This window comes from Thermanaeromonas sp. DSM 22490, from assembly GCF_056378755.1.
Window position 1 is genome coordinate 32471 of sequence record NZ_JBJHHE010000009.1, and the last position, 26521, is coordinate 58991.

Annotated in this window: 20 protein-coding genes; 1 reads left to right on the forward strand and 19 read right to left on the reverse strand. The window is 51.0% G+C overall.

Annotated elements, in window-relative coordinates; all coding sequences use genetic code 11:
• Positions 1 to 11 precede the first annotated feature (11 nt).
• The 15 genes from cimA to AC1BI1_RS07630 all read right to left on the reverse strand — a co-directional run bounded on the left by cimA (position 12) and on the right by AC1BI1_RS07630 (position 19796).
• Entirely contained in the window at positions 12 to 1598 is a 1587-nt protein-coding gene (gene cimA / locus AC1BI1_RS07560; RefSeq protein ID WP_476716683.1) for a citramalate synthase, read from the reverse strand.
• Between the two features lie 2 nt (positions 1599 to 1600).
• Entirely contained in the window at positions 1601 to 2677 is a 1077-nt protein-coding gene (gene leuB / locus AC1BI1_RS07565) for a 3-isopropylmalate dehydrogenase (RefSeq protein ID WP_476716684.1), read from the reverse strand.
• Entirely contained in the window at positions 2670 to 3173 is a 504-nt protein-coding gene (locus tag AC1BI1_RS07570) for a 3-isopropylmalate dehydratase small subunit (protein WP_476716685.1), read from the reverse strand. Before AC1BI1_RS07570 ends, leuB begins: the two co-directional genes overlap by 8 nt.
• A 3-nt stretch (positions 3174 to 3176) precedes the next feature.
• Positions 3177 to 4439, reverse strand: a complete 1263-nt coding sequence (leuC, locus tag AC1BI1_RS07575) for a 3-isopropylmalate dehydratase large subunit (RefSeq protein WP_476716686.1) — start codon at positions 4437 to 4439, stop codon at positions 3177 to 3179.
• A 2-nt stretch (positions 4440 to 4441) separates the two neighbouring features.
• Positions 4442 to 6010 (reverse strand): 2-isopropylmalate synthase, encoded by a 1569-nt coding sequence (locus AC1BI1_RS07580; protein WP_476716687.1) that lies wholly within the window; start codon positions 6008 to 6010, stop codon positions 4442 to 4444.
• Between the two features lie 21 nt (positions 6011 to 6031).
• Positions 6032 to 7702: a biosynthetic-type acetolactate synthase large subunit gene (gene ilvB / locus AC1BI1_RS07585; protein WP_476716688.1), complete on the reverse strand. Its 1671-nt coding sequence runs from the start codon at positions 7700 to 7702 to the stop codon at positions 6032 to 6034.
• A gap of 16 nt (positions 7703 to 7718) precedes the next feature.
• Positions 7719 to 8252 (reverse strand): acetolactate synthase small subunit, encoded by a 534-nt coding sequence (gene ilvN, locus AC1BI1_RS07590; RefSeq protein ID WP_476716689.1) that lies wholly within the window; start codon positions 8250 to 8252, stop codon positions 7719 to 7721.
• A gap of 6 nt (positions 8253 to 8258) precedes the next feature.
• A complete protein-coding gene (ilvB, locus tag AC1BI1_RS07595; RefSeq protein ID WP_476716690.1) occupies positions 8259 to 9929 on the reverse strand; it encodes a biosynthetic-type acetolactate synthase large subunit in 1671 nt (556 codons plus the stop codon).
• Positions 9930 to 9996: 67 nt separating this feature from the next.
• Entirely contained in the window at positions 9997 to 11655 is a 1659-nt protein-coding gene (gene ilvD, locus AC1BI1_RS07600; RefSeq protein WP_476716691.1) for a dihydroxy-acid dehydratase, read from the reverse strand.
• 2 nt (positions 11656 to 11657) lie between these two features.
• Positions 11658 to 12548 carry a branched-chain-amino-acid transaminase gene (ilvE, locus tag AC1BI1_RS07605; protein WP_476716692.1) on the reverse strand — a complete coding sequence of 297 codons (891 nt, stop codon included), beginning with the start codon at positions 12546 to 12548 and terminating at the stop codon, positions 11658 to 11660.
• Positions 12549 to 12720: 172 nt separating this feature from the next.
• Complete coding sequence (locus AC1BI1_RS07610; RefSeq protein ID WP_476716693.1) at positions 12721 to 14457, reverse strand: L-lactate permease; 1737 nt, start codon at positions 14455 to 14457, stop codon at positions 12721 to 12723.
• A gap of 403 nt (positions 14458 to 14860) precedes the next feature.
• Positions 14861 to 16330 carry an Nramp family divalent metal transporter gene (locus AC1BI1_RS07615; protein WP_476716694.1) on the reverse strand — a complete coding sequence of 490 codons (1470 nt, stop codon included), beginning with the start codon at positions 16328 to 16330 and terminating at the stop codon, positions 14861 to 14863.
• Between the two features lie 323 nt (positions 16331 to 16653).
• On the reverse strand, positions 16654 to 16875 hold the full coding sequence (locus AC1BI1_RS07620; RefSeq protein WP_476716695.1) for an FmdB family zinc ribbon protein: 222 nt from the start codon (positions 16873 to 16875) through the stop codon (positions 16654 to 16656).
• 28 nt (positions 16876 to 16903) lie between these two features.
• Positions 16904 to 18004 (reverse strand): HD-GYP domain-containing protein, encoded by a 1101-nt coding sequence (locus AC1BI1_RS07625; protein ID WP_476716696.1) that lies wholly within the window; start codon positions 18002 to 18004, stop codon positions 16904 to 16906.
• A gap of 295 nt (positions 18005 to 18299) precedes the next feature.
• Positions 18300 to 19796: an aminotransferase class I/II-fold pyridoxal phosphate-dependent enzyme gene (locus tag AC1BI1_RS07630; RefSeq protein WP_476716697.1), complete on the reverse strand. Its 1497-nt coding sequence runs from the start codon at positions 19794 to 19796 to the stop codon at positions 18300 to 18302.
• Positions 19797 to 20081: 285 nt separating this feature from the next.
• On the opposite strand from AC1BI1_RS07630, the gene AC1BI1_RS07635 reads away from it, so the two are divergent.
• Positions 20082 to 21098 carry an MtaA/CmuA family methyltransferase gene (locus tag AC1BI1_RS07635; protein WP_476716698.1) on the forward strand — a complete coding sequence of 339 codons (1017 nt, stop codon included), beginning with the start codon at positions 20082 to 20084 and terminating at the stop codon, positions 21096 to 21098.
• Positions 21099 to 21222: 124 nt separating this feature from the next.
• Here AC1BI1_RS07635 and fbp read toward each other — a convergent pair whose 3' ends face one another.
• From fbp to AC1BI1_RS07655, 4 genes are all read right to left on the reverse strand, one after another.
• Positions 21223 to 22368 (reverse strand): fructose-1,6-bisphosphate aldolase/phosphatase, encoded by a 1146-nt coding sequence (gene fbp, locus AC1BI1_RS07640; RefSeq protein ID WP_476716699.1) that lies wholly within the window; start codon positions 22366 to 22368, stop codon positions 21223 to 21225.
• A 179-nt stretch (positions 22369 to 22547) separates the two neighbouring features.
• The gene (coaD, locus tag AC1BI1_RS07645) at positions 22548 to 23045 is read right to left on the reverse strand and encodes a pantetheine-phosphate adenylyltransferase (RefSeq protein ID WP_476716700.1); all 498 of its coding nucleotides are present in this window, start codon (positions 23043 to 23045) and stop codon (positions 22548 to 22550) included.
• Between the two features lie 96 nt (positions 23046 to 23141).
• Positions 23142 to 24164 (reverse strand): acyl-CoA dehydratase activase, encoded by a 1023-nt coding sequence (locus tag AC1BI1_RS07650; RefSeq protein ID WP_476716701.1) that lies wholly within the window; start codon positions 24162 to 24164, stop codon positions 23142 to 23144.
• Positions 24142 to 26355: an acyl-CoA dehydratase activase-related protein gene (locus AC1BI1_RS07655; RefSeq protein ID WP_476716702.1), complete on the reverse strand. Its 2214-nt coding sequence runs from the start codon at positions 26353 to 26355 to the stop codon at positions 24142 to 24144. The genes AC1BI1_RS07650 and AC1BI1_RS07655 overlap by 23 nt, the downstream gene beginning before the upstream one ends.
• Positions 26356 to 26521: the final 166 nt, after the last annotated feature.

Consider the following 26521-nt stretch of genomic DNA (forward strand, 5'->3'; position numbering starts at 1 on the left):
CTAGAGCTACATCAGCCATGCGCTGCTGCTTTTTTTCCCTGCTGCTCTTTAAGGAGAGCGTATTCCATACTATCCAGCAGCGCCTCCCAGCTAGCTTCGATAATATTGGTAGAGACTCCCACAGTACTCCAGGAACTCTCCCCGTCCCTGGATTCAATAAGCACCCGGACCTTGGCGCTGGTAGCGTCCTTTTCATCCAGGACTCGGACTTTGTAGTCGGTCAAGCGCATGCGCCTTATGGCCGGGAAGAATTCTTCCAGGGCTTTGCGCAGGGCGTTATCCAGAGCGTTGACCGGCCCGTTACCTTCAGCAGCCGTATGTACAACGTGGTCGCCCACCCGGAGTTTTATAATAGCCTCGGAAACGGCATCCTGGTCCGCCTGCTTTTCTACAAAAATGCGGAAATAGTCCACCTGGAATTGTTCGCGGTATTCTCCGCTGGCTTTACGCAAGAGGAGTTCCAGGGAGGCTTCGGCTCCTTCAAATTGATAACCCTGCCGTTCCAATTCCTTGATGCATTCCACCACATCGCTGGTCTGCCTGCCGTTTAACTGCACGCCCAGTTCTGCCGCCTTATAGCGCAGGTTGCTGGCTCCGGCCAGCTCGGACACCAGGATTCTCCGCTTGTTGCCCACCTTTTCCGGAAGGATATGTTCATAGGTAGAAGTATCTTTCATTACTGCGCTTACGTGAATGCCGCCTTTATGGGCGAAGGCGCTATAGCCCACAAAGGGCATATTGGTGGGCTGCACTATATTGGCTATTTCGCTAACATAGCGCGATACCTCGGTAAGCTCTCGCAACCGTCCCGGCGGCAGGCATTGGTAACCCAGCTTTAGTTCCAGGTTGGGAATAACCGAACACAGATTGGCGTTGCCGCAGCGCTCTCCCAGGCCGTTAATAGTCCCCTGCACCTGGCGACAACCGGCTAAAACCGCCGCCAGAGTATTGGCCACGGCCAGCTCTCCATCGTTATGGGTATGAATGCCCAGGGGCGTGCTGATTCGCTGCCGCACTGTTTTCACCGCTTCTTCGATTTCGCCTGGCAGACATCCTCCGTTGGTGTCGCAAAGGACAATCCAGCTGGCTCCACCTTCAGCAGCCGCTTTAAGACATTCCAGGGCGTAATCCTGGTTAGCCTTGTAGCCATCAAAGAAGTGTTCGGCATCGTACACTACTTCCAGGCCCCGGCTTACCAGGAAGCTCACGGTTTCGCGGATCATGGCCAGGTTTTCGGCCAGGGTAGTGCCCAGGGCCTGGGTAACGTGTAGATCCCATGTCTTACCAAATATGGTAGCCACTTTGACCCCGGAGCGTAAAATGGCCAGGAGATTCTCATCCTCTTCTACCCGGCCGCCGGGTTTACGCGTTCGGCCGAAGGCGGTCAGTTTGGCATGGTGCCAGAGCAGCCCTTTAGCCTTCTGAAAAAACTCCATATCTTTGGGATTGGCACCCGGCCAGCCGCCTTCGACATAGTCTATACCGAAAAGATCCAGCCGGGCGGCAATTTTCAGCTTATCCTCTACCGAAAAGCTTATGCCTTCTCCCTGGCTCCCGTCGCGCAAGGTAGTGTCAAAAACATAAATCTTTTCCGCCATACCTATCCCTCTTCTACTGCCCGCCTGACTAATGTTCCCATTTCCTCAGTATTGACCAGAATTTTACCCTCACCCATAATATCCGGGGTGCGGAAACCTTTATCCAGTACCCGGCTTACCGCGGTTTCGATATCTCGGGCGCCTTGCTCCATTTTAAAAGATATGCGCAGCATCATGGCTGCGGAAAGGATGGTGGCTAAGGGATTGGCCTTCTTCTGCCCGGCAATATCGGGGGCAGAGCCATGGGCCGGCTCATACAAGGCTACCTTTCCACCTATGCTGGCTGAGGGCAGCATGCCGATGGAGCCGGTCAATACCGAGGCTAGGTCGCTTAAAATATCGCCAAAGGTATTTTCCATAACCAGAACATCGAACTGCCGCGGCCAGCGCACCAGCTGCATGGCGCAGTTATCCACGTACATATGGGTCAGTTCCACATCGGGGTATTCCGTGGCCAGCCGCTCGGCCGTCTCCCGCCACAGGCGGGAGGTAATTAGAACATTGGCCTTATCCACGGACGTTAGTTTCTTGCGACGTTGCCTGGCCAATTCAAAGCCCAGGCGCAAAATACGCTCGATCTCTTCCGTAGTGTATATCAAGGTATCCCAGGCTACCTCTCCGGTAGCAGTACGCTCTCTCTTTTTCTCTCCAAAATAGAGCCCTCCGGTGAGCTCTCTCAAAACCAGTAAATCGGTTCTTTGTACAATTTCCTTTTTGAGAGGTGAGGCCTCCACTAAAGCAGGAAAAAGATAGGCCGGCCGTATATTGGCATAAAGGCCCAGGCCCTTGCGCAAGGCGAGAAGGGCGGCCGTCTCCGGCCGCTCAGCCGGCGGCAAGGAATCCCACTTGGGACCTCCCACCGCACCCAAAAGGATAGCATCGCTTTCCTGGCATAGCTTTAAGGTTTCCGCCGGCAGGGCCGTGCCCGTTGCATCTATAGCTGCACCGCCTATTAGACCTTCCCAAAACTCAAATTTAACCCCGTACTTCTTGCCTACAGCTTCCAGCACTTTTACCGCTTCTGGGATGATCTCTGGCCCAATGCCATCTCCTGGGAGGACAGCAATCCTTTTAAGCATGGCCTTTCACCTTCCTGGCCACGTAGGCCATAAGCCCTCCCGCATCCATCAGTTCCTGCATAAAGGGGGGGAGGGGAAACATACGATAGGTTTCGTTCTTGGTCAGGTTGCTGATCAACCCTTTTTCCGGCTCGATTAACACTTCATCCCCGGCCTCAATCCTGGCCGCTGCCTCTGGCGCTTCGAAAATGGGTAGCCCGATATTAATGGCGTTGCGGTAAAAGATGCGGGCAAAGGAGGAGGCTATAACGCCTGCTACTCCCGCCGCTTTTATGGCCAGGGGCGCATGTTCCCGCGAACTGCCGCAGCCAAAATTCTTGCCCGCTACTATGATATCGCCTGGCTTCACCCGGCCGGGAAAGCTGGGATCGGCATCCTCCATACAATGTTTGGCCAGTTCCTGGGGGTCGCTGGTATTGAGATAACGGGCGGGTATAATGGCGTCGGTATCTATGTCGTTGCCGAATTTATGGCATCTGCCTCGTATTAGCAGCATATTTTACAGTACCTCCTCTGGAGCTGCTATCCGGCCTTTGATGGCGCTGGCGACCGCTACCGCCGGACCGGCCAGGTATATTTCGCTTTCAGGGTGGCCCATGCGGCCTACAAAGTTGCGGTTAGTGGTGGCCACGGCCTTCTCTCCCTTGGCCAGGATACCCATGTGGCCCCCCAAGCAGGGGCCGCAGGTAGGGGTAGAGACGGCTGCCCCTGCTTCAATAAATATAGTGATAAGTCCCTCTTTTATGGCCTGGGCATAGATCTTCTGGGTACCGGGTATGATGATAAGCCGGACTTCCGGGTGCACCTTTTTGCCCCGCAAAAGTTCGGCCGCGATCCTTAAGTCTTCCATCCGCCCGTTGGTACAGGAACCGATGACCACCTGGTCAATCCATATCTCCCCCACTTCGCTTATGGGCCGGGTGTTCTCCGGCAGGTGGGGAAAGGCCACCTGGGGTTCGATTTTGCTAACATCATATTCCCTTACTTCGGCATAAACGGCATCCGGATCGCTCTCGTATATACGGTAAGGACGTTTGGCCCTCCCCTTTAGATATTCTTCAGTTTTTTCGTCTACAGGGAAGATGCCATTTTTAGCCCCTGCTTCAATGGCCATGTTGGCCATGGTAAAACGGCTATCCATGGATAATTCCCTTATGGCTTCGCCGGTAAATTCCAGGGCCTGGTACCGGGCGCCATCCACACCCAGGTCTCCGATGGTATAAAGTATGAGGTCTTTACCGACTACCCAGGGCCGCAGCTTCCCGTAATAGCGCAAAAGGATGGTCTGTGGCACTTTAAACCAGCATTCCCCCGTAGCCATAGCCGCAGCCAAGTCGGTGGACCCCACGCCAGTGGCAAAGGCTCCCAGGGCACCGTAAGTGCAGGTGTGGGAGTCGGCTCCAATAATGAGGTCTCCAGGTGCTACCAGCCCCTCTTCCGGTAAGAGGCAGTGCTCGATCCCCATACGCCCTACTTCATAATAGTATTCGAGCTTTTGTTCCCGGGCAAATTCCCGTACTATCTTGGCCTGTTCGGCCGACTTTATGTCTTTATTGGGAGTAAAATGGTCGGGGACCAGCACCACCCGCTCAGGATCGAAGACCTTTTCTACCCCCAACTGGCGGAATTCTTTAATGGCTAAAGGAGCGGTGATATCGTTGCCCAGGGCCAGGTCTATCCAGGCGTTTATGAGCTGCCCCGGCTCTACTTTCTCCAGACCTGCGTGGGCAGCCAAAATCTTTTCCGTCATGGTCATGCCCATGGCTACTTATCTCCCCCGTTATTTGGTTCGGAAACATATTTTAAGTTTTCTTCTCCTATTTCGTAGACGAGCTTATTTATAGCGTTTAAGTAAGCCCGGGCACTGGCTTCCAAGATGTCAGTACTAATGCCGCGTCCGATGAAGATCCGCCCCTCATATTCCACCTTCACCGTTACTTCGCCTACAGCATCCTTGCCGCCGGTAACTGCATTTAAGGAATAAGACTTAAGGCCCACAGGAATGCGGGTAATTTTGTCTATGGCCTTAAAGGCGGCATCTACCGGACCTTCGCCACAGGCAGCCTCTTCCAGAACTCCTTCTCCTATTTTAAGGGCCACGGTAGCCGTGGGGACTACCCGCGTACCGGTGGAAATGTGCAGATATTCCAGAACATATTTTTCGGGAACATGTTTCACTTCGTGTTCCACGATAGCTTCGAGATCCCGGTCGGTGATTTGTTTTTTGCGATCGGCCAGCTCTTTAAAGCGTTGGAAGGCCTTATCCAGCTCGGCTTCCGTCAAATTATAGCCCAATTCGGCCAGGCGGGTGCGCAGGGCATGGCGACCGGAATGCTTGCCCAGGACTATATTGCTCTGCACCAGGCCGATCAAGGCCGGGTTCATTATCTCATAGGTAGTACGTTCCTTTAGAACGCCGTCCTGGTGGATACCCGATTCGTGGGCAAAGGCGTTTTTCCCCACAATAGCCTTGTTATACTGGACCGGCATGCCAGTTAGACTGCTTACCAGCCTGCTGGTCCGGTAAATCTCCTCGGTTACAATTCCTGTTTTGTAGCCGTAATAATCGTAACGGGTAAAGAGGGCCATTACGATTTCTTCCAGGGCTGTATTGCCAGCGCGCTCGCCTATGCCGTTGACAGCGCACTCCACCTGGGTAGCGCCGTTCTCAATAGCAGCCAGAGAATTGGCCACCGCCAAGCCCAAATCATTGTGGCAGTGAACGCTGATGGTAACCTTGTCTATGTTGGGCACCCTCTGCCGTATCTGGGCAATAAGGCGGCCAAATTCCGGTGGCGTAGCATAACCTACCGTATCGGGAATGTTTATCACCGTAGCTCCCGCCTCTATGGCGACTGAAAGCGCCTGACACAAAAAATCCAGGTCGCTGCGGGAAGCATCCTCGGGAGAAAATTCGATGTCCTGGCAATACTGTTTGGCATAGGACACGCCCCACCGGATAGCAGCCAGAACCTCCTCCCGCGTCATGCGCAGCTTGTGTTTCATATGAATATCCGAGGTGGCAATGAAGACATGGATACGAGGCCTGGCCGCATACTTTACAGCTTCCCAGGCGCGATCAATGTCTTTCTCGTTAATACGGGCTAAAGCTGCAATCACGGGCCCTTCTATCTCCTGGGCTATAGCTTTGACCGCTTCAAAATCGCCCGGAGAAGCGATGGGAAAACCAGCTTCAATGACATCTACTTTAAGCTTTGCCAGCTGCCGGGCAATTTCCAGCTTCTCCTGTACGTTAAGGCTCACCCCGGGTGACTGTTCCCCATCGCGCAAAGTAGTGTCAAAAATATAGATCCGTCGACCTTCTTTCTCCATTCCTGTCTCTCCTTCTAAAACCTAATCCTGCGGCAAGATCATTTCATTTAGTCCTCCGCCTACCGGCACCATGGGATAAACCATCTCTTCTTCGCTGATAAGGCATTCTATGAGGGTCAAACGATTACTCTGCATGGCTTCCTGTAAAACCGGAATAACTTCTTCCTGTTTAGTTATTCTTAAACCTACGGCGCCGTAGCAGCGAGCCAGGCATACAAAGTCGGGATTGCCCCTAAAGTGTATAGCAGAGTATTTACCCTCATAATAGAAGTGCTGCAGCTGACGCACCATGCCTAGGGCCTGGTTATTAAAAAGTAAAATTTTAATGGGTAAGTTCTGTTCCATGGCCGTACCTAGTTCAGCCATGGCCATCTGGAAGCTACCATCCCCCGTGATCAACCATACCATGGCTTCCGGCCGGGCCAGCTGAGCCCCTATAGCGGCAGGAAAACCATATCCCATAGTTCCCAGGCCGCAAGAGGATATAAAGGTACGCGGCCGGGTAACACCGTAATAGAGGGCGGCCCACATCTGATGCTGGCCGACATCGGTGGCAATAATGGCCTGGCCCCGGGTCATCTCCCCCAGCCGTTGTATTACCCATTGGGGCCGCACTTCTCCACCATGACCATAGGTTAAGGGAAATTCTTCCCGCAATTCCTTAATCCGCTTCAGCCAGGCCTCTCTTTTAACCGGCGTAAGCAAGGGCAAAAGATCCTCCAATACCGTCCGGGCATCTCCCACTAACGGCAGGTCTACCCGTACGTTCTTGCCGATTTCGGCCGGATCGATATCCACATGGGCAATCTTAGCCTGGGGAGCAAATTTATCCAGAGCACCTGTTACCCGGTCGTCAAAGCGCACTCCCAGGCCGAAAAGGAGGTCGCACTCCATGAAGGCATGATTGGCATAGGGCTTGCCGTGCAGGCCCACCATGCCCAAGGAGAGCGGGTGATCTTCCGGGAAAGAACCCAGGCCCGTTAGGGTAGTGGCTACCGGGGCCTGCAGGGTTTCAGCTAGTTGCAGTAATAGATCCTCTGCACCTGAAGCCACCACCCCGCCGCCCACAAAGATTACCGGGCGCTCCGCTTCCAACAACATGGACGCCAGAGCGCGTATCTGGCCCGGATGGCCTTTATATGTGGGCTTGTAACCCCTTATTTCAACTTTGTCGGGTACTGGTGCTTCACAGGGAGCCTGGGCCACATCCCGGGGCAGGTCTATGAGAACCGGTCCGGGTCGGCCTGTGCGGGCAATATAAAAGGCCTCTTTAACTATACGGGGAAGCTCTGCTACATCCTTAACCAGATAATTATGCTTGGTAATAGGCATGGTAATCCCCGTTACATCAACCTCCTGGAAGGCATCGGTACCTACCATAAAGGTAGGCACTTGCCCGGTAATAACCACTACGGGAACGGAATCCATATAGGCAGTAGCGATCCCCGTCACCAGATTGGTAGCTCCCGGGCCAGAAGTAGCAAAGCACACACCTACTTTGCCGCTGGTCCGAGCATAACCGCTGGCCGCATGAACGGCATTTTGCTCATGGCGTACCAGGATATGCTTTATGGGGCTATCGGCCAGGGCATGGTATAGGGGTAGGACCGCCCCGCCGGGATAGCCGAAAACAAGTTCCACACCTTCGGTCAATAAGGCTTCTATAACTGCCTGGGCACCCGTCCGAGTCAATGCCTTTTTCCTCCCTCTAACCGGTCTGGCTGACTGTCTCCTGGTCGTTTACACTTGCTTCCAGGACTTTACCTCTGGCTCCCCGCACCAGAGCAATTTTTCCCGTCCTGGCTACCTCTCGTATACCGAAAGGTCGCAAGGCAGCCACGATAGCATTTATTTTATCCTCATCTCCTGTAGCTTCAATAATCAAACTATCGCGGGCAATATCTACAATCCTTGCCCGGAAAATCTCCACAATCTGCATGATTTCTCCCCGTACCTGGGGGTCGGCATTCACTTTGACGAGTATTAATTCCCGGCCTACATGGGGATCATGGGTTATATCGCTCAGCTTAATAACATCGATAAGCTTATTTAGTTGCTTGCAAACTTGTTCTACGGTACGTTCATCGGCATCCACCACGATGGTCATACGAGAAATAGAGGGGTTTTCCGTGGGGCCGACAGCTAGACTTTCTATATTGTAACCCCGACGTGCAAACAGTCCCGCCACCCGCGTCAAAACCCCTGGCTTGTTTTCCACCAGAACTGCCAAAGTACGCTTCATATTTTCCTACCCTCCCACTATCATCTCGTCCAGTTGTCCGCCAGGAGGTACCATGGGGAAGACATTTTCCTCCCGGTCCACCTTTATATCCACCAGGAAGGGTCCCTTGTGCGACAGGGCCGCCTCCAAGGCCAAGGTTACCTGGGACTGTTCCGTGACCCTGAGGGCCTGTATCCCGTAGGCATCGGCCAGCTTGACAAAATCAGGATTGCCCCCCGCCAGGTCTGAATAAGAATAACGCCCCTCAAAGAAGAACTCCTGCCACTGGCGCACCATACCTAAATAGCCGTTGTCTAATAGTATGATTTTTATTGGTAACTTATAGAAACTTATGGTGGCCAGTTCCTGGGAGTTCATCTGGAAGCTTCCGTCACCGGTAATGGCTATAACCGTGGCCTCCGGCTGGGCGATCTGAGCACCGATGGCCGCAGGTACACCAAAGCCCATGGCCCCCAGGCCACAAGAAGAAAGAAAAGTACGAGGCCGTTTGACAGGATAGTACTGGACAGCCCACATCTGGTGCTGACCTACATCAGTGGTGACTATAGCCTCTCCCCCGGTCAGACGATGGAGCTCTTCGATGACATACTGGGGTTTCAGAGAGCAGTTTTTATTGTACTTGAGCGGATACTTTTCCTTCCACTCCTGGATCCTTTCCTTCCACTCTATATGGCTGCCTCGCTCAGGTAAATTATCCAGCAAGGCCTTTAAAGCTAGCCGGGCATCGGCCACCATAGGAATATGGGCAGGCACATTTTTGCCGATCTCGGCCGCATCAATGTCTATGTGTATTATTTTAGCCTTGGGAGCAAATTTTTCCAACCTGCCGGTCACCCGGTCGTCAAAGCGCACGCCTACACCAATCAAAAGATCGCACTCACAAACAGCATAATTGGCGGCTACTGTGCCGTGCATACCAACCATGCCTACGAAAAGAGGATCGTCTTCCGGGAAAGCCCCTTTACCCATCATGCTGATAATTACTGGAATATCCTGTTTCTGGGCCAGAGCCTTCAATTCCTCGTGAGCGCCAGAGGTAATAACCCCTCCACCGGCAAAGAATAATGGGCGCTCTGCCCTGGAAATGGCCTTAGCCGCCTGAAGCACCTGCAAAGGGTGGGGTTCCAGGCAGACACGGTATCCCCTTAAAGTTAACTGAGGTGGATATCTATTCCAACTAGCAGTCTGGGTGGTAACATCTTTGGGGATATCAACAACTACCGGTCCCGGCCGGCCAGTAGTAGCAATATGAAAGGCCTCATGAATTACCTCGGCCAGTTCATTTACATCCTTCACCAGGAAATTGTGCTTGGTAATGGGCATGGTGATCCCCGTTATATCGGCCTCCTGGAAAGAATCGCGGCCAATCATGCTGACTCCTACCTGGCCGGTGAGTACAACAAGGGGGACAGAATCCATGAAGGCATTAGTAATCCCGGTAATCAGGTTGGTGGCACCCGGTCCTGAAGTGGCTATGCACACTCCCGGTTTACCGCTGGCCCGGGCATAGCCATCAGCCGCATGAACAGCTCCTTGTTCGTGGCGGGTTAAAATATGGCGGATATTGGCCCCATAAAGCTCATGGTATAGGGGCAACACTGCGCCCCCGGGATACCCGAATACTGTATCCACGCCCTCTGCTTGTAAGGCCTTAATTATAATCTGGGACCCCGTCAATTTGCTTTTCGCACCGCAATCCCCAATTTTAAAAGCACCTCCATATACGACTCGTTTACTTTATAAATTATTCCAGCACTGCTCCTCTGGCACCTGAACTTACCTGCCGCGCATAACGCGCAAGATACCCACTTTGGATCTTGGGAACAGGTGGCTGCCATTGCTGCTTACGCCGCTCCAGTTCCTCCGGATCTAACAACAACTCCAACTTGCGCGCCGGTATATCGATGGCGATGAGATCACCTTCCTTCACCAAGGCGATAGGCCCGCCTGCTGCCGCTTCTGGAGACACATGGCCTATGGAAGCACCGCGGCTGGCCCCGGAAAAGCGGCCATCGGTGATCAGGGCTACTGAGGTATCCAAACCCATTCCGGCCAGAGCAGCAGTGGGGCTTAACATCTCCTGCATACCCGGACCGCCTTTAGGCCCTTCATAACGAATAATAATTACATCCCCTGGCTTTATTTTCCCCCCAATGATGGCCTGGAAGGCCTCTTCCTCACTTTCAAAGACCCTGGCCGGCCCTTTATGGACCAGCATTTCCGGCAGGACTGCTCCTTTTTTGACTACAGCCCCTTCCGGAGCCAGGCTGCCGTAGAGAATGGCCAGACCTCCATCCGGGCTATAGGGATTCTCTGCCGGCCGGATCACTTCACTGTTCAAAATCTTTTTCCCTGCACAATTCTCGGCTACCGTCCGGCCCGTTACTGTAAGACAGTCGCCTTTTATTAACCCCGCACGGTATAGCTCGGCCATTACAGCTGGAATCCCGCCAGCCTCGTGCAGGTCCTGGATATGGTGAATCCCAGCCGGGTCTAGCTTGCACAGTTGTGGAATGCGTCGGCTTAAGTCATCGAAAACCTTAAGAGGTAAATCCACCCCTGCCTCGCGAGCAATGGCCGGAAGGTGCAGGCAGGTATTGGTGGAGCCGCCCAGGGCCATATCCACAGCCACCGCGTTATGGAAAGCCGCTTCCGTCATTATATCGCGAGGCCGTATATTTTCTTTTAACAAGTTCATAATCTGCATTCCAGCTGCTTTAGCCAGGCGCAGACGCGCTGCATGGATCGCCGGAATGGTGCCGTGGCCCGGTAAGCCCATTCCTAAGGCTTCTGTCATGCAGTTCATAGTGTTGGCGGTATACATCCCGGCGCAGGAACCACAACTGGGGCAGACGCAATCCTCCAGCTCAGCCAGTTCCTCTTCCGTCATCCTTCCGGCCCGGACTGCACCTACCGCTTCAAATATGTTACTTAGGGAAACATCCTGCCCCCGGTACCTGCCAGCCAACATAGGTCCGCCGCTTATAAAAATAGAAGGGAGATTGAGCCTGACTGCCGCCATAAGCATACCGGGAACTATTTTATCGCAGTTAGTAATGAAGACCAGAGCATCAAAGGGATGGGCCATAGCCATGACTTCCACGCTATCGGCAATCAATTCCCGGCTGGCCAGGGAATATTTCATGCCTATGTGGTTCATGGCTATGCCGTCACATACTCCAATGGTAGAAAATTCCAAAGGGGTGCCTCCAGCCATCCTCACCCCGGCCTTCACCGCTTCAGCTATGGACCGAAGGTGGACATGCCCTGGCGCCAGTTCATTAAAGGAATTCACAATACCGATAATGGGCCGGGCCAGCTCCTCGTCGGTAAGACCCATAGCCTTGAAAAGAGACCGGTGGGGAGCTCTGGCCAGGCCAGCTTTCATGGAATCGCTGCGCATCCCTAACGCTCCTTTTCTTCAAAGATTTCAGGGCCTTCCGTTTCGGTTAACTCCCGGAAACTGCTTATGAGCCGGCGAGTAATGGGACCCGGCCGGCCGTCGCCTATAGGCCGGCTATCCAGCTGTACTACCGGAATAACTTCTGCCGCTGTACCGGTCAGGAAACACTCGTCAGCCGTATAAACATCGTGACGGGTGAAGACTTTCTCCTCGGCCGGGATACCTAATTTCCTGGCTAGATCCAACACCGTATTCCTGGTAATACCTTCTAGCAGACCAATGTAGGCAGGAGGGGTATACAGGTGACCGTTTTTGACAATGAAAATATTGTCTCCTGTCGCCTCCGCCACATACCCTTCTTTATTTAGCATAAGCCCCTCCGGCGCGCCAGCCCGGGTGGCTTCTATCTTGGCCAGAATATTATTAAGGTAATTCAGGGATTTAATTCGGGGATCCAGGGCATCAGGGGCATTGCGCCGGGTTCCCACGGTTACCAGCTCTAGCCCCTTCTCGTACAATTCTTCCGGGTAAAGCTGGATACCGGCTGCAATACAGAAAACCAGAGGTTTAGGGCATTTGCGCGGGTCCAGCCCCAGGTCCCCTCTGCCGCGGGTCACCACCAGGCGGATATAAGCATCACGCAAGTTATTACGCCGACAAGTCTCCAGCACTACCTCCATCATCTCTTCCTGGGTAAGGCCGGGATCCAGAGCAATATGCCTGGCTGATTCAAAAAGTCTAACAATATGTTCTTTTAATTTAAAAACCCGCCCATGATACGCCCGGATGCCTTCGAAGACCCCGTCGCCGTATAACAAACCGTGATCGAAGACAGATACTTTGGCCTCTTCTTCATCTACAAATTGACCATCGAAGTATATGATAAGCCCCACCTGTTCTCTCCCCTCCTGCTTATTTCCAGCTTATCCTGGCCGTCACCTTAAGGTGTTTAAATATGTTTACGTTTCAGTATAAAGAACCTGCCAAAGGGTGTCAAGGATTTTCCTATGCAAAAATAAATAAAAGCCCCGGCCATATCAGACCGGGGAAAGAGCAAAATCTTTATCAAGGTGTATAAGGTGGTATCATCCACGGGAACACGTAGGCCTGCAGGAAAATCCATAGGCTCAGGAGGATGGCTAGAGCTAGGCTGTGCCAGACCACGGCCCGGAAAATAGCGCCTACAGCTTTGGTGCCTTCTTCCTGATCCTCATAACAGGCTGCCGTGGCAACAACAATGCTCTGGGCATCGATCATCTTCCCCATCACGCCGCCAGTGCTATTGGCTGTAACAATCAACACTGGGTTCATACCTAATTGTTCAGCAGTAATGCGTTGCAGGCTCCCGAACATGGCGTTGGAAGAGGTATCGCTTCCGGTTAAGAATACGCCCAGCCATCCCAACATAGAGGCAAAGAAAGGATAAGCCCATCCGGTCCTAGTAAAGGCCAGCCCTAAAATGGCATCCAATCCAGAGTAGCGCGTGGTAAAGCCAAGGCCTAGCACCAAGCCGATAGTAGCCAGGGGTAGTTTCATCCTGTTAGCTGTACGCTTAATAGTTAGAATCCATTGCTCTCCTGTTAACCTAAGTACAAAGAAACCTGAAACAAGGGCAGAAATGAATATACCCGTTCCGGCCGCTGATAACCAGTTAAGAGTGTAGACTGCTGCCTCAGGATGGGGTTTAGGAGCAACAGGGGGAACACGGTAGACCACGTTATCGAGATAAGGTATGGGAATGTTGATAATAGAGATCTTATTAAGAAATGCTTTCCAGCCCGGTAAGCCCCAGAGGAATACTGCAATTGAGAGTAAAATCCACGGCAACCAAGCCTGTACTACTTCCCCAGTAGTGTACCGGGGCAGCCTGAACCGCCACTCCTCAGCAGTAACCTTGGTGCTACCTTCCTGGCTGAATTCTTCCTCGCTGGTGATGATACGCTTAGGTTGCCATATTTTCAGGAACAAAGCAGTAACTATCATACTAAAAATACCGCTAACTATATCGACGATCATAGTATTCCCCAGTTGAGACATGGTGAATTGAGCTGCAGCAAAGGAGAGCCCACAAACCAGGGTAGCAGGCCATACTTCCCATACATCCCGCCATTTGCCTTTATTCATAAATACAAGAGTAGCTACTAACCAGAAAGGCACGATAATCGAAAATAGCGGCAACTGTCTGCCGGCCATTACTGTAATAAGTTCTTCCGGTATACCGCTAACCTTGGCCAGAGTAATGATGGGTGTGCCAATGGCGCCCCAGGCTACAGGCGCAGTATTGGCAATCAAACAGATGACTGCAGCCGGGAGGGGTCTGAAGCCTAACCCCACCATCATGGCGCCAGCTACAGCCACCGGAGTCCCGAAACCAGCCGCGCCCTCCATAAACGCACCAAAAGAGAAAGCTACTAACAAAGCCTGTAAGCGCTTATCGGGCGATATGCTGGCCACGGTATTCTTTACAATTTCAAATTTGCCAGTTACCAAGGTCATAGTGTAAAGAAACATCGCCGAGACAACGATCCAGCCAATGGGCAACATGCCGAAGGCGAAGCCGTTAATAAAGGCGGCTATAGCCGTGGGCACGGGCATTCTTAAAACAAAGATGGCTATTATAAGAGCTGTTGCCCCAGCGATGGCCGCAGCATAAGGGGCTAATATGCCTCTATGTTGCCTCCCTTGCTCATCTTTCCAAGGGTGAATGGCCAGTAAGTAAAGCAGCACAACGATAGGTAGGGCAGCTACTAGGGTAGATAACGCAAAATTTCCAAGCGGGTTATAATTCTGGTAAAACTGCATAATATTCCTCCTTACAAAGCTTAACTGGTTGACTTATTCATTATTTTTGTTTAGTCCTTTGTTTAGCCCCCAGCGCTAAGATTCTTTCTCACCCCCTTTATCGCTCTAATAATGCATAAAATGCATAAGGTTAGGGTTAGTCGCTCTTCCGGCATTCAGGTGGTTAGGCCATCTTACAGCAATATTTTCGACAATCAAACAAAAAATCCTCCTTGCAAAAAATAATTTTCTTGCAACTGCTAACACTTATAATAAAATATTAGTTGCTTCTAAGTGCTTTTTTTCACTAATTGAATTAACTCTTGCTTCTATTATGACCACCCTTACTTACGCGCACTGCAGTTTGAAATGCTCTGAAATAAAAAAGCCCCCTGAGCAGGGGGCAGAGAACTTTATTTAAGGATTATTTGAACCAGCCAAACAAACCGCTCCCGAAACCTATGACGGTAAAGCTTCCGTAAAAGATAACTAATACTACTATAACTAATTTAGCCCACAAGGGTGACCGAAGCTCGGGAGAGATAAGTTTTTCTACAAACAGCAGCTGCAATCCGCCTACAGTGAAGGCCAGATTAGCTGCATTAGCCTGGAAAGTTACTAAAAACAGAGGGGCACCTTTAAAAGCCATGTAGATGGACCACAAGACAAATACGACCAAAATAGTATAGTACAGGACACGGATATCATTCTTCGAAAGCTTTTCCCTAGCCCAGGGGCTGGTGCTCCAAAGCAGGTCGGTCATTTGGCGGACAAAGGTTTCACTAGCCGCCAGTTGAGTGCCGAACAAGACCCAGAAACCGATGAACAGCAGCCAGTACCATCCAAAAGAGCCCAAAACTTTACTTACTGCCTCTGCCTGGTAGGCTGCAACTGCCCAACCGCCCATCTTGGTACCCGGTGGTACCATAGCATAGGCCAGTAACACAGTTAGGTACATACCGATAAAGCAGCCGGCCGACCAAATCCAAAGCTGATCCACGAGAAGGTATTTCCACCATTCTTTAAATCTTTGTATAGTAGTCTCATTGGTCGGCGGAACCTTACCTACTGGGGACACATTAACTTTAGTACCGCCAATGAGGGCCGGAATATATCCTACTATTGATCCCATTCCATATCCCTTATCGCGATACCAGTTACTGGTGCCCATATTCAAAATACCACCCGCACCAGCATATCCTGCTAAACCCGCTAATAAGAACCAATCTACTTTGCCAGGTGGCACCTTACCAAACTGGAAGAAACCTGTAAAAACTTCAATCCACTTGCTAAACGGCGCAAACATAATAACCAAAATTATCAAACTACCAAAGATGAAGGCCACAAGTATTTTATTTATTACTTCTAAGGTTCTTTCAATTTTACCACCAATCATTAGAATAATTATAACAATAAAGAAGAGTATTAAACCGGCGGTTAAAACCATGGGCTTATCTGCATTCCCCGGCATCCTTCCCAAAAACATGGCTGCCAAAGCTGTCGCTGAAGCGGCCGCCCAGCCCGGCCCCACAGAGATAATGGATATAAGAACCCACACCGGGGTCCACAACCATCTTCCCGGCGCCAGTCGGGTCAGGCCCACCATTATGGGTTCGCCGCAATAAAGGGTATAACGAGTGACCATCAGGTTGAAAACAGATTGGGTCAGAATTCCTATAGTCACAATCCAGAGAACATAAGTACCGTACTGAAGAACACTCGCCGGACCCATTAACCATTCGCCGCTGCCGATGGAGAGTTTTAGCAAAATAACACCGGGGCCTATTAGAGTTAAAAGGTTTTTCCAGTTGAATGGAGGTGGAGCAGGCATTTCCTTTACTCTTTCCCATGGCGGGCCATAACCTGCAGGAACCTTTTCCGGAGTTTGTTCCATGTTTTATTAACCCCCCTTTAGTTATCTTTTGAACAAACTTTTGCTTTTAGCTAGAAAAGCCTGACAAGTACGCCTTCTCACCCCTTTCCTTTCCCGATCTTTTCCGAATGTTCCTCTGCTTTTACCTTCCCCCTTTCTGCCAGCCACTTTGGCAATGTTCTAATGGTCAGACCTTCCATAGATTATATATTCAACATTCCGGCAAAAAATCCTTTTTATAAAGAAAAAATTTTCTCGCAACTTTTAACACATGTACAACGGTACAAACCAAATACAAGTGCTCTCATTCTCTATTTGATATCCCCGGAAGAAGCCGGCAGCCTTTAACGGCAGCCGCTGCAGCTACTGCAACTGCCACCGCTACAGCTGCCGCCCGAGGTGCTAAAGCTCTCTCCGCCACCCTTTCTGACATAAAGAAAGCCGGTAAAGCGCTGGCTTACCTTCCCTCCACAAACAGGGCAGCGGACTTTATCTTTATCTTTTAAAGCAACAAACTCGCTAAACAAATGGCCACATTCCAGGCACTTAAAATCATAAGTGGGCATCTCTCATTACCCCTTCTTTATTTAGAATTTATGTTCCCGGCAGCTCTCCTGGCTGTATAACCCGGCTCACCCAAAGATGAGGTTCTACGAGCAAATTTATTTCCGGTTGCGTTGTAAGCCGGTTGCCGTACTTATCGTACAGCAACCGCACTCGCGGCCGGAAAGAATGTCCCCGCGGTGTATCGATCACCACCCCTGTCTCTCCGGTATTGAGCCGAACCAGGGTGCCCGTAGGATAAGCTGCTATATTATAAAGAAAAGCCTTTATCAGACGATAATCATGCCGGAAATTGCCTGCGCCGGCCAGCAGCTCGTAAGCTTCATGGGGCGGGTACGCCTTGCGATAAACGCGGTCGGCGGTCAGGGCATCATAAACGTCTACAATACCTGTTATGGCTGCGAACTCATGAATATCCTCACCTTTAAGACCGTTAGGATAACCGCTGCCATCATAACGCTCATGGTGCTCCAGGGCTACCATGGCAACTGCAGGGCTAATCTCCTGCTGGCTGCTTAAAATATCAAAACCATAGCGCGAATGGCAGCAGATGATCTGGTATTCTTCCGGGGTCAAAGCACCTGGCTTGTTCAGAATCTCAGAGGGGATAAGAGTCTTGCCTATATCGTGAAACAGGGCTCCCATCCCCAGCTGAAAGAGGCTCGATCGCGGATATCCCAGGGTAATACCTGTAATCAGGGCCAAGATGCATACATTCACCGAGTGACCGAAGGTATACTCATCTATGGCCCGTATATCTATCAGGTTAACCATTATTTCCTTCTGGGCTAAAAGATCATCGATAATATTATTTACAACCTGCTCTACGCGTTTGGGCTCAATGAGAGCAATCCCGGAAGAATTCTTTTTCTCTTCGCTCTCTGTCATTATCTCTTTAACTATTTTCAAGGCCTTAAGGCGGGCGGTATCAGTTACTATATCAGTTACTTCCAGGTCGCCTAAAAGCTCGTCCGCTACGTAAACAGCAGGTACGCCTAATTCTCGCAAACGTTGGATATAATAGGGTTTTAAAACAACCCCTCTATTTAATAATACCTGGCCTTCAGCGCTAAAAATAGGCCGAGCCACTACCATCCCTGGTCGTAAGTACTCCAGAGGGAGTCTGCGCAATTTCTCCCCTCCTTCAGCCACTTACGACCAGTTATTCGACATGATCTTTATTTTCCCTTTTGTTACTCAAGAATTTGCGTAACTATAAAACATAAAACTTATTACGTGGAAAAATGTCATATCCCGGCTCTTTACGTTGCCGGTACAAGTAATAAATTACCGCCAGGATTGCCCCACCTAAGATGATGATCCCGTAAACCATAAACCATCACCCAGGAATAAATTATAGCATATTGACCTTCAATCTCCCAGGTGCCGGGATACTGCATCTAGGGGACTGTATCTGTCGAAGGGCTTAGGCCAAGCTGGCCTGGCTTAATATTTCCCTCTCCATGAGGCTGATAGTACCTTTCAGTACACGAATATATTTTAACTCCGGATCTTCCGGTCCCTGAAGATCGGCACGCTCCTTTTTCAGGAGGTTAACGTAATCTATAATCTCCCGCGTGATAATCTCCCCAGGGCAAATTAAAGGAATACCGGGTGGATAAGCTGTAATGGCCTCGGCACTAATTTCCCCTTCGGCATACTCCAGTTCTATGCTTTGGGTCTGACTATAAAAGGCTTCCCGGGGCGAGGCCAGCATGCGAGGAATAGCCGGCAGCGGAGGGCAAAAACGCACTACATTTTTTAAAGGACGTCTACGTGCAATATCCTGGAAGGCCGCCACCAGTCGCCGGGCCATTTCCCAATCATCCCCTATGGAAATAAGTAATAACACGTTGTATAGATCGGAAAGCTCTACCTGAATGCGATATTCCTGGCGTAAAATATTTTCCGTTTCATAACCCGAAAGCCCTAACTCCTGGACATTAATCGTGATCTTGGTAGGATCCAGAGCACAGCACCCTGGTAGTCTGGTGACCTCCTCGCCCATAACGCGCAAACCATCAATTTTGGCCACCTCCTGCCGGATCCAGTGAGCTATCTCCAGAGCACGGTCCAAGAGGGTGCGCCCATAAAGGGCCATCTGCTTGCGCGCTACATCCAGAGAAGCCAGCAGAATATAAGAAGGGCTGGTGGTTTGCGAAAGATTCAGAACCGCTTTGATATGTTTAGGATCTAGCCGTCTGCCCTTGGCGAGGAGGAAAGAGCTTTGAGTAAGGGACCCGGCCAGTTTATGAGCGCTGACGGCTGCCAGATCCGCTCCCGCCTCCATGGCCGACAAGGGTAAAGAGGGATGAAATTTTAGATGAGCTCCGTGAGCCTCATCCACCAGCACTGGTACGTCATACCGATGGGCTACCTTTACAATTTCCTTAAGGGGTGGAGCTGTCCCGTAATAGTTGGGGTTGATTATAAAAACCGCCTTGGCATCCGGATGTTCGCTTAAGGCCCGCTCTACCTTCTCCGGAGTTACGCCCATGGAAATCCCGTAATCACTGTGGATCTCCGGTTCAATATAAATGGGCCGCGCTCCGCTTAAAATTAGGCCTCCCAGGGCTGAGCGATGGGCGTTGCGCGGAATTATGATTTTATCCCCCGGTTGGCAAACAGCTAGGATCATGGCCTGGATGCCAGAGGTGGTACCATTAACCAGAAAAAAGGCATGATCAGCCCCATAGGCAGCCGCCGTCAGCTCCTCGGCCTCCCGGATAACGCCTCGGGGGTTACAAATGTTATCCAGATCTGGTATACAGGTCAGATCCATGGCCAGTACCCTCTCGCCCACGTACTCCTTAAACTCGGCCAGGGCCCGACCCTGCTTGTGACCGGGCACGTGGAAAGGAATAACTCCATCACTAACATATTGTTTTAGCGCAGTAAAAATCGGCGTCCTTGTCTGATCCACCGCGGTCCTCGCCCTCCACTTCCTACTTAGGAACAGAATTAATTACACCACAAAGAAACGGGGAATGCAAGAAAAAATTTGCGGCCGGCTCTATTATTTTATGCACTGCATTAAGTAGAGGTTCGTTACCAAAAGGATTTGGGCTTTAGGGGACTTGTTAACTCACATTTAGTCATGTGCATTTAATTGAGAAGCTTAAATTTAGCTACAAATGATGGAGGTATTTCTTGGAGTAGAGCAAAATTTATAAATTAAAGCTAGATATCTTAAAAAGGAGAGAGGTTCATGGGTGCTATAACACCTAAAGAGCGTTTCTTAAGAGCTTTGCACCGGCAGCGGGTGGATCGCATCCCCGTAGGTAACCCCACTTCGGTAGCCACTGTAGAGTCCATGGAAGCTTGTGGCGCTTATTTTCCCGAGGTACACTTGGATCCCGAAAAGATGGCTCGTCTGGCCGCCACTGGCCACGAACTCCTGGGCTTCGACACCATCGCCCCCTATTTTAGTGTGCAACAAGAAGCAGCAGCCTTGGGGCTAAAAATCAATTGGGGTACCATTGATACCATGCCCGATGTTTTGGAAAATCCCTTTGAAGATCCAGAGGAAATAAATGTACCCGCGGATTTCTTGGACCGACCACCCGTGCGTACTGTACTGGAAGCCTTGAAACTCTTAAAAAAAGAATACGGTGACCACGTCTGCTTGATAGGTAAGGTTATGGGGCCTTGGACTTTATCCTACCACTTGCATGGCGTGCAAAATTTTTTGATAAAAACTATTCTGGAACCCGACAAGGTACACCGTTTTCTAGCTAAATTAAAAGAGGTCTCGGTCATGTTTGCCAATGCCCAGCTTAAAGCAGGAGCCGACGTAGTTACCGTAGCCGATCATGCCACGGGCGACCTGGTAAGCGGCACCTGTTATCGAGATTTCTTGGTCCCTGTGCATCAGGAAATGACCAGGCAAATCCAGGGACCCACTATCCTGCATATCTGCGGCAATACCACCGACCGCCTGGATTACATCGCCCAGACCGGGTTCACCGGCTTTCATTTCGATTCCAAGGTTGATCCTGGGCGGGCCCATGAAATAGTGGCGGGCAGGATTTCCCTCATCGGAAACGTTAATAACCCTGTCACCCTCTTTGACGGGACCCCTGACGATGTGCGTAAAGAGGTCTTCTCCATCTGTGCAGCAGGTATAGAAATTATCGCCCCCGAATGCGCTGTGCCCCTCAGAACACCTAATGCTAATCTAAAAGCTATTGTAGAAGCTGTGGAGGAATACTGCCGCAACCGGTAGGCCATATTTAGCCCCGGGGTTGCCGTGCAAATGGCGGGCGCACAAATTGAAAGGGAGCAACCTATAAGGTCACTCCCTTTTCCGGGGGGAAATTTGAATCAATGCCAATTACGGCCAGGTTTTGTTATTTCGCTCCCAACTCTTCCAACGTAGCAGCCACTTCCTTTTCGGCTTCCTTTCCAACCTTGACAAACCGGTGCCTTAGCCTGGCCATGACTTCCGGCATAGTAGTATATTCCATATCCTCCAGAGGCAGGCGATGCGGCTCGAAGGGCCCCAGCTGGCGCAGGTAACTGGCGATTTCATTGGCGATTTGACGCGCCCGGTCGAAGGCTACATCGGCAAAGAGGTCCTGCGGGCCCACCAGCTTGCCATTGGCTATCTGGAAGCCCAAAGCCACCACTCGCGGCGGCCCATCAAACCGCGTCGGAACAGCGTTAGCTACCGATACAGGCATCAAGGGGCCCACATGAGAACCGCGCATCCAACCTGCTACCAGATGGGGATTGGCAAAAGGCTCTAAGGCCTCACCTACCGCCGGCAGACCGCTTTGGCACCTCACAATGCATACAGGATCATCCTTGCCTACATAGCGGCCGGCCATAAGGTTAAGTCTCTGGGTGCTGGAAACAGCCGCAATTTCTCCCGTGGCTTTAGAGTAAACGGCTCTAATGGCATAGCGGCCCGGCGCGCCGATGAACACCAGTAGATCGTACATTTCCTCTGGCAAGGAAAAGATTACTTTTTTATTTTCAATTAAATCATAGACCTCAAAGCGGAAACCCTGATGCATTTTGGGATCGATAACCAGACCGATGGTGTTAAAAGGATCGGCGAACATCTTATAAAGGGGAAGATTCCACGCGCCGGGCTCCGTTTTATCCGCCATAAAAATGATCACCGGCTCGCTCTTGCGCTCTTCAAACTCCATTTCTGCCACTCCCGGCCCCATGCCCTTTACATTGCCGGAGAAAGCATCGGAAAGCAGGTCCTGCCCGGCGCCGTATAGCTTTAGTTCGCGAGCCACCTCTGTGCATCGCAGGAAAGTATTCCAGGCCAGGTGATGTATCTCAGGGCTATCCACTCCACGGCGGTGAGTCATAATGAGATTAATATCATCACCTACATGAGTCACATGAAAATCGATCAGTAAATCGCTTTCAGCTAAAACCTGCCGGGCTGTATCTAGAAGGCGAGGGTGAACATCTGAGTGTCCTACCCACCCTCCAATGTCAGCCTTAATAACACTTAAGGTAATCTTTTCTGCCATGGAAATGTGCCCTCCTTTTCTTTCCCTTAAATATAATTATGCTATACTTTTGTCGTTGCCACTATCATATTATATATCATTTTTACCCATTGTAGAATAGTTATTTGGCTGTTTTTAGAAAAAAATAAGCAGGTTTTTACCTGCCTCCAATATATGAAGCAATAATTGTCCTTTATAACCTATACTTTATACTTCTCGGCCCAGTTAAATTTTTCATACAGGGCCAGCTCTACAGCCGGCGGTACCAGCCCCCGGATGCATCCCCCTAAAGAAGCAACCTGGCGTATTATACTGGAAGTCAAGAAAGAATACTCAGTAGCGGTCATAAGAAACACCGTTTCTACTTCTTCGGCCAGCTTTTTGTTCATAATGGACATTTGAAACTCATACTCGAAATCGGATACGGCTCGCAGACCTCGAATAATAGCGCAGGCGCCTTCGCGCCGTACAAAATCGATCAAAAGTCCGTGAAAAGCCTTCACTTCAACCCCGGGAATATCTCGCGTCACTTCCCGCACCAGCGCAACCCTTTCATCCAGGGAAAACAGGGTCTGCTTATAATTATCCCTCGCCACTCCTATGATTACCCGGTCAAAAAGCTTACACGACCGGTTGATCACATCCAAGTGGCCATTAGTTATAGGATCAAAAGTACCGGGGTAAACTGCCACCCGCAACTTAAAACCCCTCCTCCGGAATGGAAACTTACTCTAAGTATACACTCCCCCCAGTTACCAAGGGGTTATAAATTTTTACAAAAAATCTAGCCCCGGCTAGGCGCCAGGGCGTAAAAGAATTAATCTCCTTTCCCGTTGGTCCTCCCGGTCGGCAGACGAAAGGCTTAAATTAGCCCATTTACCGCATCGGCTCCCCCAGCGGCCCACCAGTTCCCCCCGGACATAGAGCTCACTGATTTCACAGTCATTGGCACAATCGCTGCAAATAAAGCTTCTGGGGGTGCAGCGGAAAGTAGCTATGGCCGCTATACCGCGGAATTTGGTAGGCGCTCTGTTTTTAAGCCAGCGTTCTCGGGCCAGCAAGGCTGCCCCCAGAGCGCCCATAACGCGGAAATGGGGGGGGACCACAATGGGCAAGCCCAGGAGAGTTTCGAAGGCTGCCCTTAAGCCTACATTAGCCGCCACTCCGCCCTGGAAGAGCACCACCGGTTTGATTTCCCTGCCGCGGGCCACATTGGTAAGGTAATTCCGGGCCAAAGCCAGGCACAGCCCAGCAATGAGGTCTTCCTTGCTGTAGCCCATTTGCTGTTTACTTATAAGGTCAGATTCGGCAAAAACTCCGCAGCGCCCGGCTATGCGCACCGGGCTTTTGGACTTTAAAGCCAGCTCGCCAAATTTTTCAATAGGAATATTTAAGCGCGTAGCCTGATGATCTAAAAAAGAACCTGTTCCCGCCGCACACACGCTGTTCATATTAAAGCCTCGTGATACACCATCTTTAAGGTAGATTATCTTGGAATCCTGGCCGCCAATATCAATAACCGTTCTCACCTCGGGATTTACTTCCCTGGCTGCCACGGCGTGGGCGGTAATCTCGTTCTTGATAGTATCGGCCCCTACCATGGCTGCAGCCAGGTGCCGGCCAGAACCGGTAGTGCCTACGGCCAAAACCTGGGCCTCGGGTAACTTTTCTTGTAGCTCCCGAAAGCCGGTTTGTAAAGCTTCAATGGGTCCGCCATGGGTCCGGAGATAGGTTTCGAAAAGTATTTCTTTCTCTTCGTTAATGGCTACTATTTTGCTGCTCACGCTTCCCACATCAATACCCAAGAAGCACTCCAACCCGCTCACCTCCATAAGCTAAATGGTGCTCCCGCCTCTCAGCTAAAACCTCGAGAAAGGCCTCTAACCTAGTTTCCCAACCTGCTGTGCCGGTCTGTTCATTAATGATGAGGGAGAGGAACGGTAAGTCTAGTTTCTCACTCAAGGGCACCATTATATTCTGGGCCACTGTTTCCGGCATACAAGTAAAGGGAAGGAGGTGTATCACTCCATCAAAGCCTTCCTCTTGGGCCAACACTAACTCGCCCACGCTTTCCTGGCCATGGCCGCCTACAGGAACATCTAAATAAGGCGCCGCTGCTGTTATGACCCGGTGGTAATGTTCCAAGGCAGACTTCTTATGTAACACATTAAGGTCAAACCACTGGCTAGCGGTCAGATCCCGGACAACCTCTACCCTTAGGCCTGGCCGGGAGGCCAGAAAGCGTTCGATCTCCTGGTTAACAAAACTTTCTAAAACTGTATAAATCTCGCCCACAATCTTTATCCGTAAAGGAGCAACTCCTTCTTCCGGAATGCTCTGTAATTCCTCCTGAAATGCGCATATCAGTCTCTTAACCTGCCCTACGCCCTCTGCCGCCCTGATGCTGCGGACAAACCGCCGCCACGCCTTATCGGCTGCCCCCCTTTCCCTTTCATAGGCCCTTTTCCGCCGTACCCAGCTCTCCCCTCGATCCAGGGCTGCCATTTTGTGGTATCCCAGATAAAGGCCTTTGGCAATCTTCCATAAGGGCGCATTGCCCGTAGCCTGCCGCAACATCTCCCGAAAGGGCTTCCAGCGCGTCCGCAGGGGTACAGGAGAATCCACGATCACTAATCGAAAATCCGCGCCCTTGCGTTTAAGCAGTAGCTCCTGAAGTTGGGCATACCATCCCAGCCGGCAGCGCCCCTTACCACCTACCATGATTATGGTATTGGCACCCTGTTCCAGGATAGCCCTGATCTGGCCCAGGGTGGTTACCAAGGGATAGCATATAAACTCCGGGGCTAACTCTTTGCCCCATTCTACAATGCGTTTAGATACCGGCGGGGTAGGCACCATTTCTACCCCGCATTCGGCCAGCACCGTCTCCAAGGCTATATCCAAAAGGCCCATTCCCGGCGCCCCTACTTTAAGCTCCTCCCTGCGCAGGGCAGGTACTGTAAAGGAACTGGAAGCGGCCTTATCTTCCGTTGGCTGGGATAACTGGGAGTCCCGCCTCAATACGCCATCTCCGCTGGTATCCAAGAAAGCCTCCAGCCGCGTGATAAATCCAGCTTCGCCGGTATGCTCGTCCACCGTTAAAAGAAGAAAAGGTATTCCTCTTTTTTCCGCCTCCATCTCCAAAAAGGATTCGACTACCGAAGCCGGCCCGCAGGAAAAAGCCTCCACCATGATCAGCTTACCCACCAAACCGCGGCGCAAAAAATACAGCCCTGCCCCCAGAAGGCGGGCTTCAAAAGCCCACATTTTTTCCCCTTCAAAAACAGTATTAACTTCCCGCAGAGCCTCTTCTTCGGCTATCATTTCGTAAGTTAAAACCTGGCCGTATTCTCGCAGGCGGTCTACCAGACTATGTCCTATTATATCGTAAAGTATATAGGGGTGACCTAGAACTCCTATAACTTGATGCGAGTTGTACTCGGCTAAAGGATCGAAGCGGCGTCTCCCTTTTCGGCTGTGCCCGGCCAATCTCTGATAAGCCTCAGGAACCGTAAGGCGCTGGCGTGTAAGTAGGTGATAAGCCTTCTGGCGCTCCTGACCAGCTCGGATGGCCATAGCCGCCATCTCTGGAGTGGCCCCCAGGCGCGCTGCTACTTCTTTTAGACTCTGTTCCCATAACCCCGGCTTTTCTCGCTCATTCCACTCCGGGGCCAGTAATCTCTCTTCCTCCAGCCCCAGACCGTTTTTAATCATGGCCGCTGCCCCGATCAATTTGGGACAGCAATAATTTTGTTTTTCCACACTAGATAAAACTGGAATGAATAAATAGTCCACTCCCATTTCCAACAGTCTTTTGGCATGGGCAAAATAAAGTTTTACCGAGACACAGGGTTCATCCGTAGGGCAATAAACCATATCCGCCAGGGTCTTCCCGTCGCTGGGCGGGGACACCACCACCTCGGCTCCTAAGGCCTTTAAGAAACCCTCCATAAATGGAAAAAAATAATAATACGCCAGCCCTCGGGGTATACCTACTCGGTAAGCCACTACTTGTCACCCCCTGCTAAGCTTAATTATACTCTTCCGCTACCATAAGGCAAGCATTGCCAAGGATGGTTATGTGTTTTTGAGTATTTCCCCCAGAACTACAATTTATACCCTGTACTTGATCCGGGAACAGGCCTCGCCTAAAATCTTTACCAGGTCAGAATTT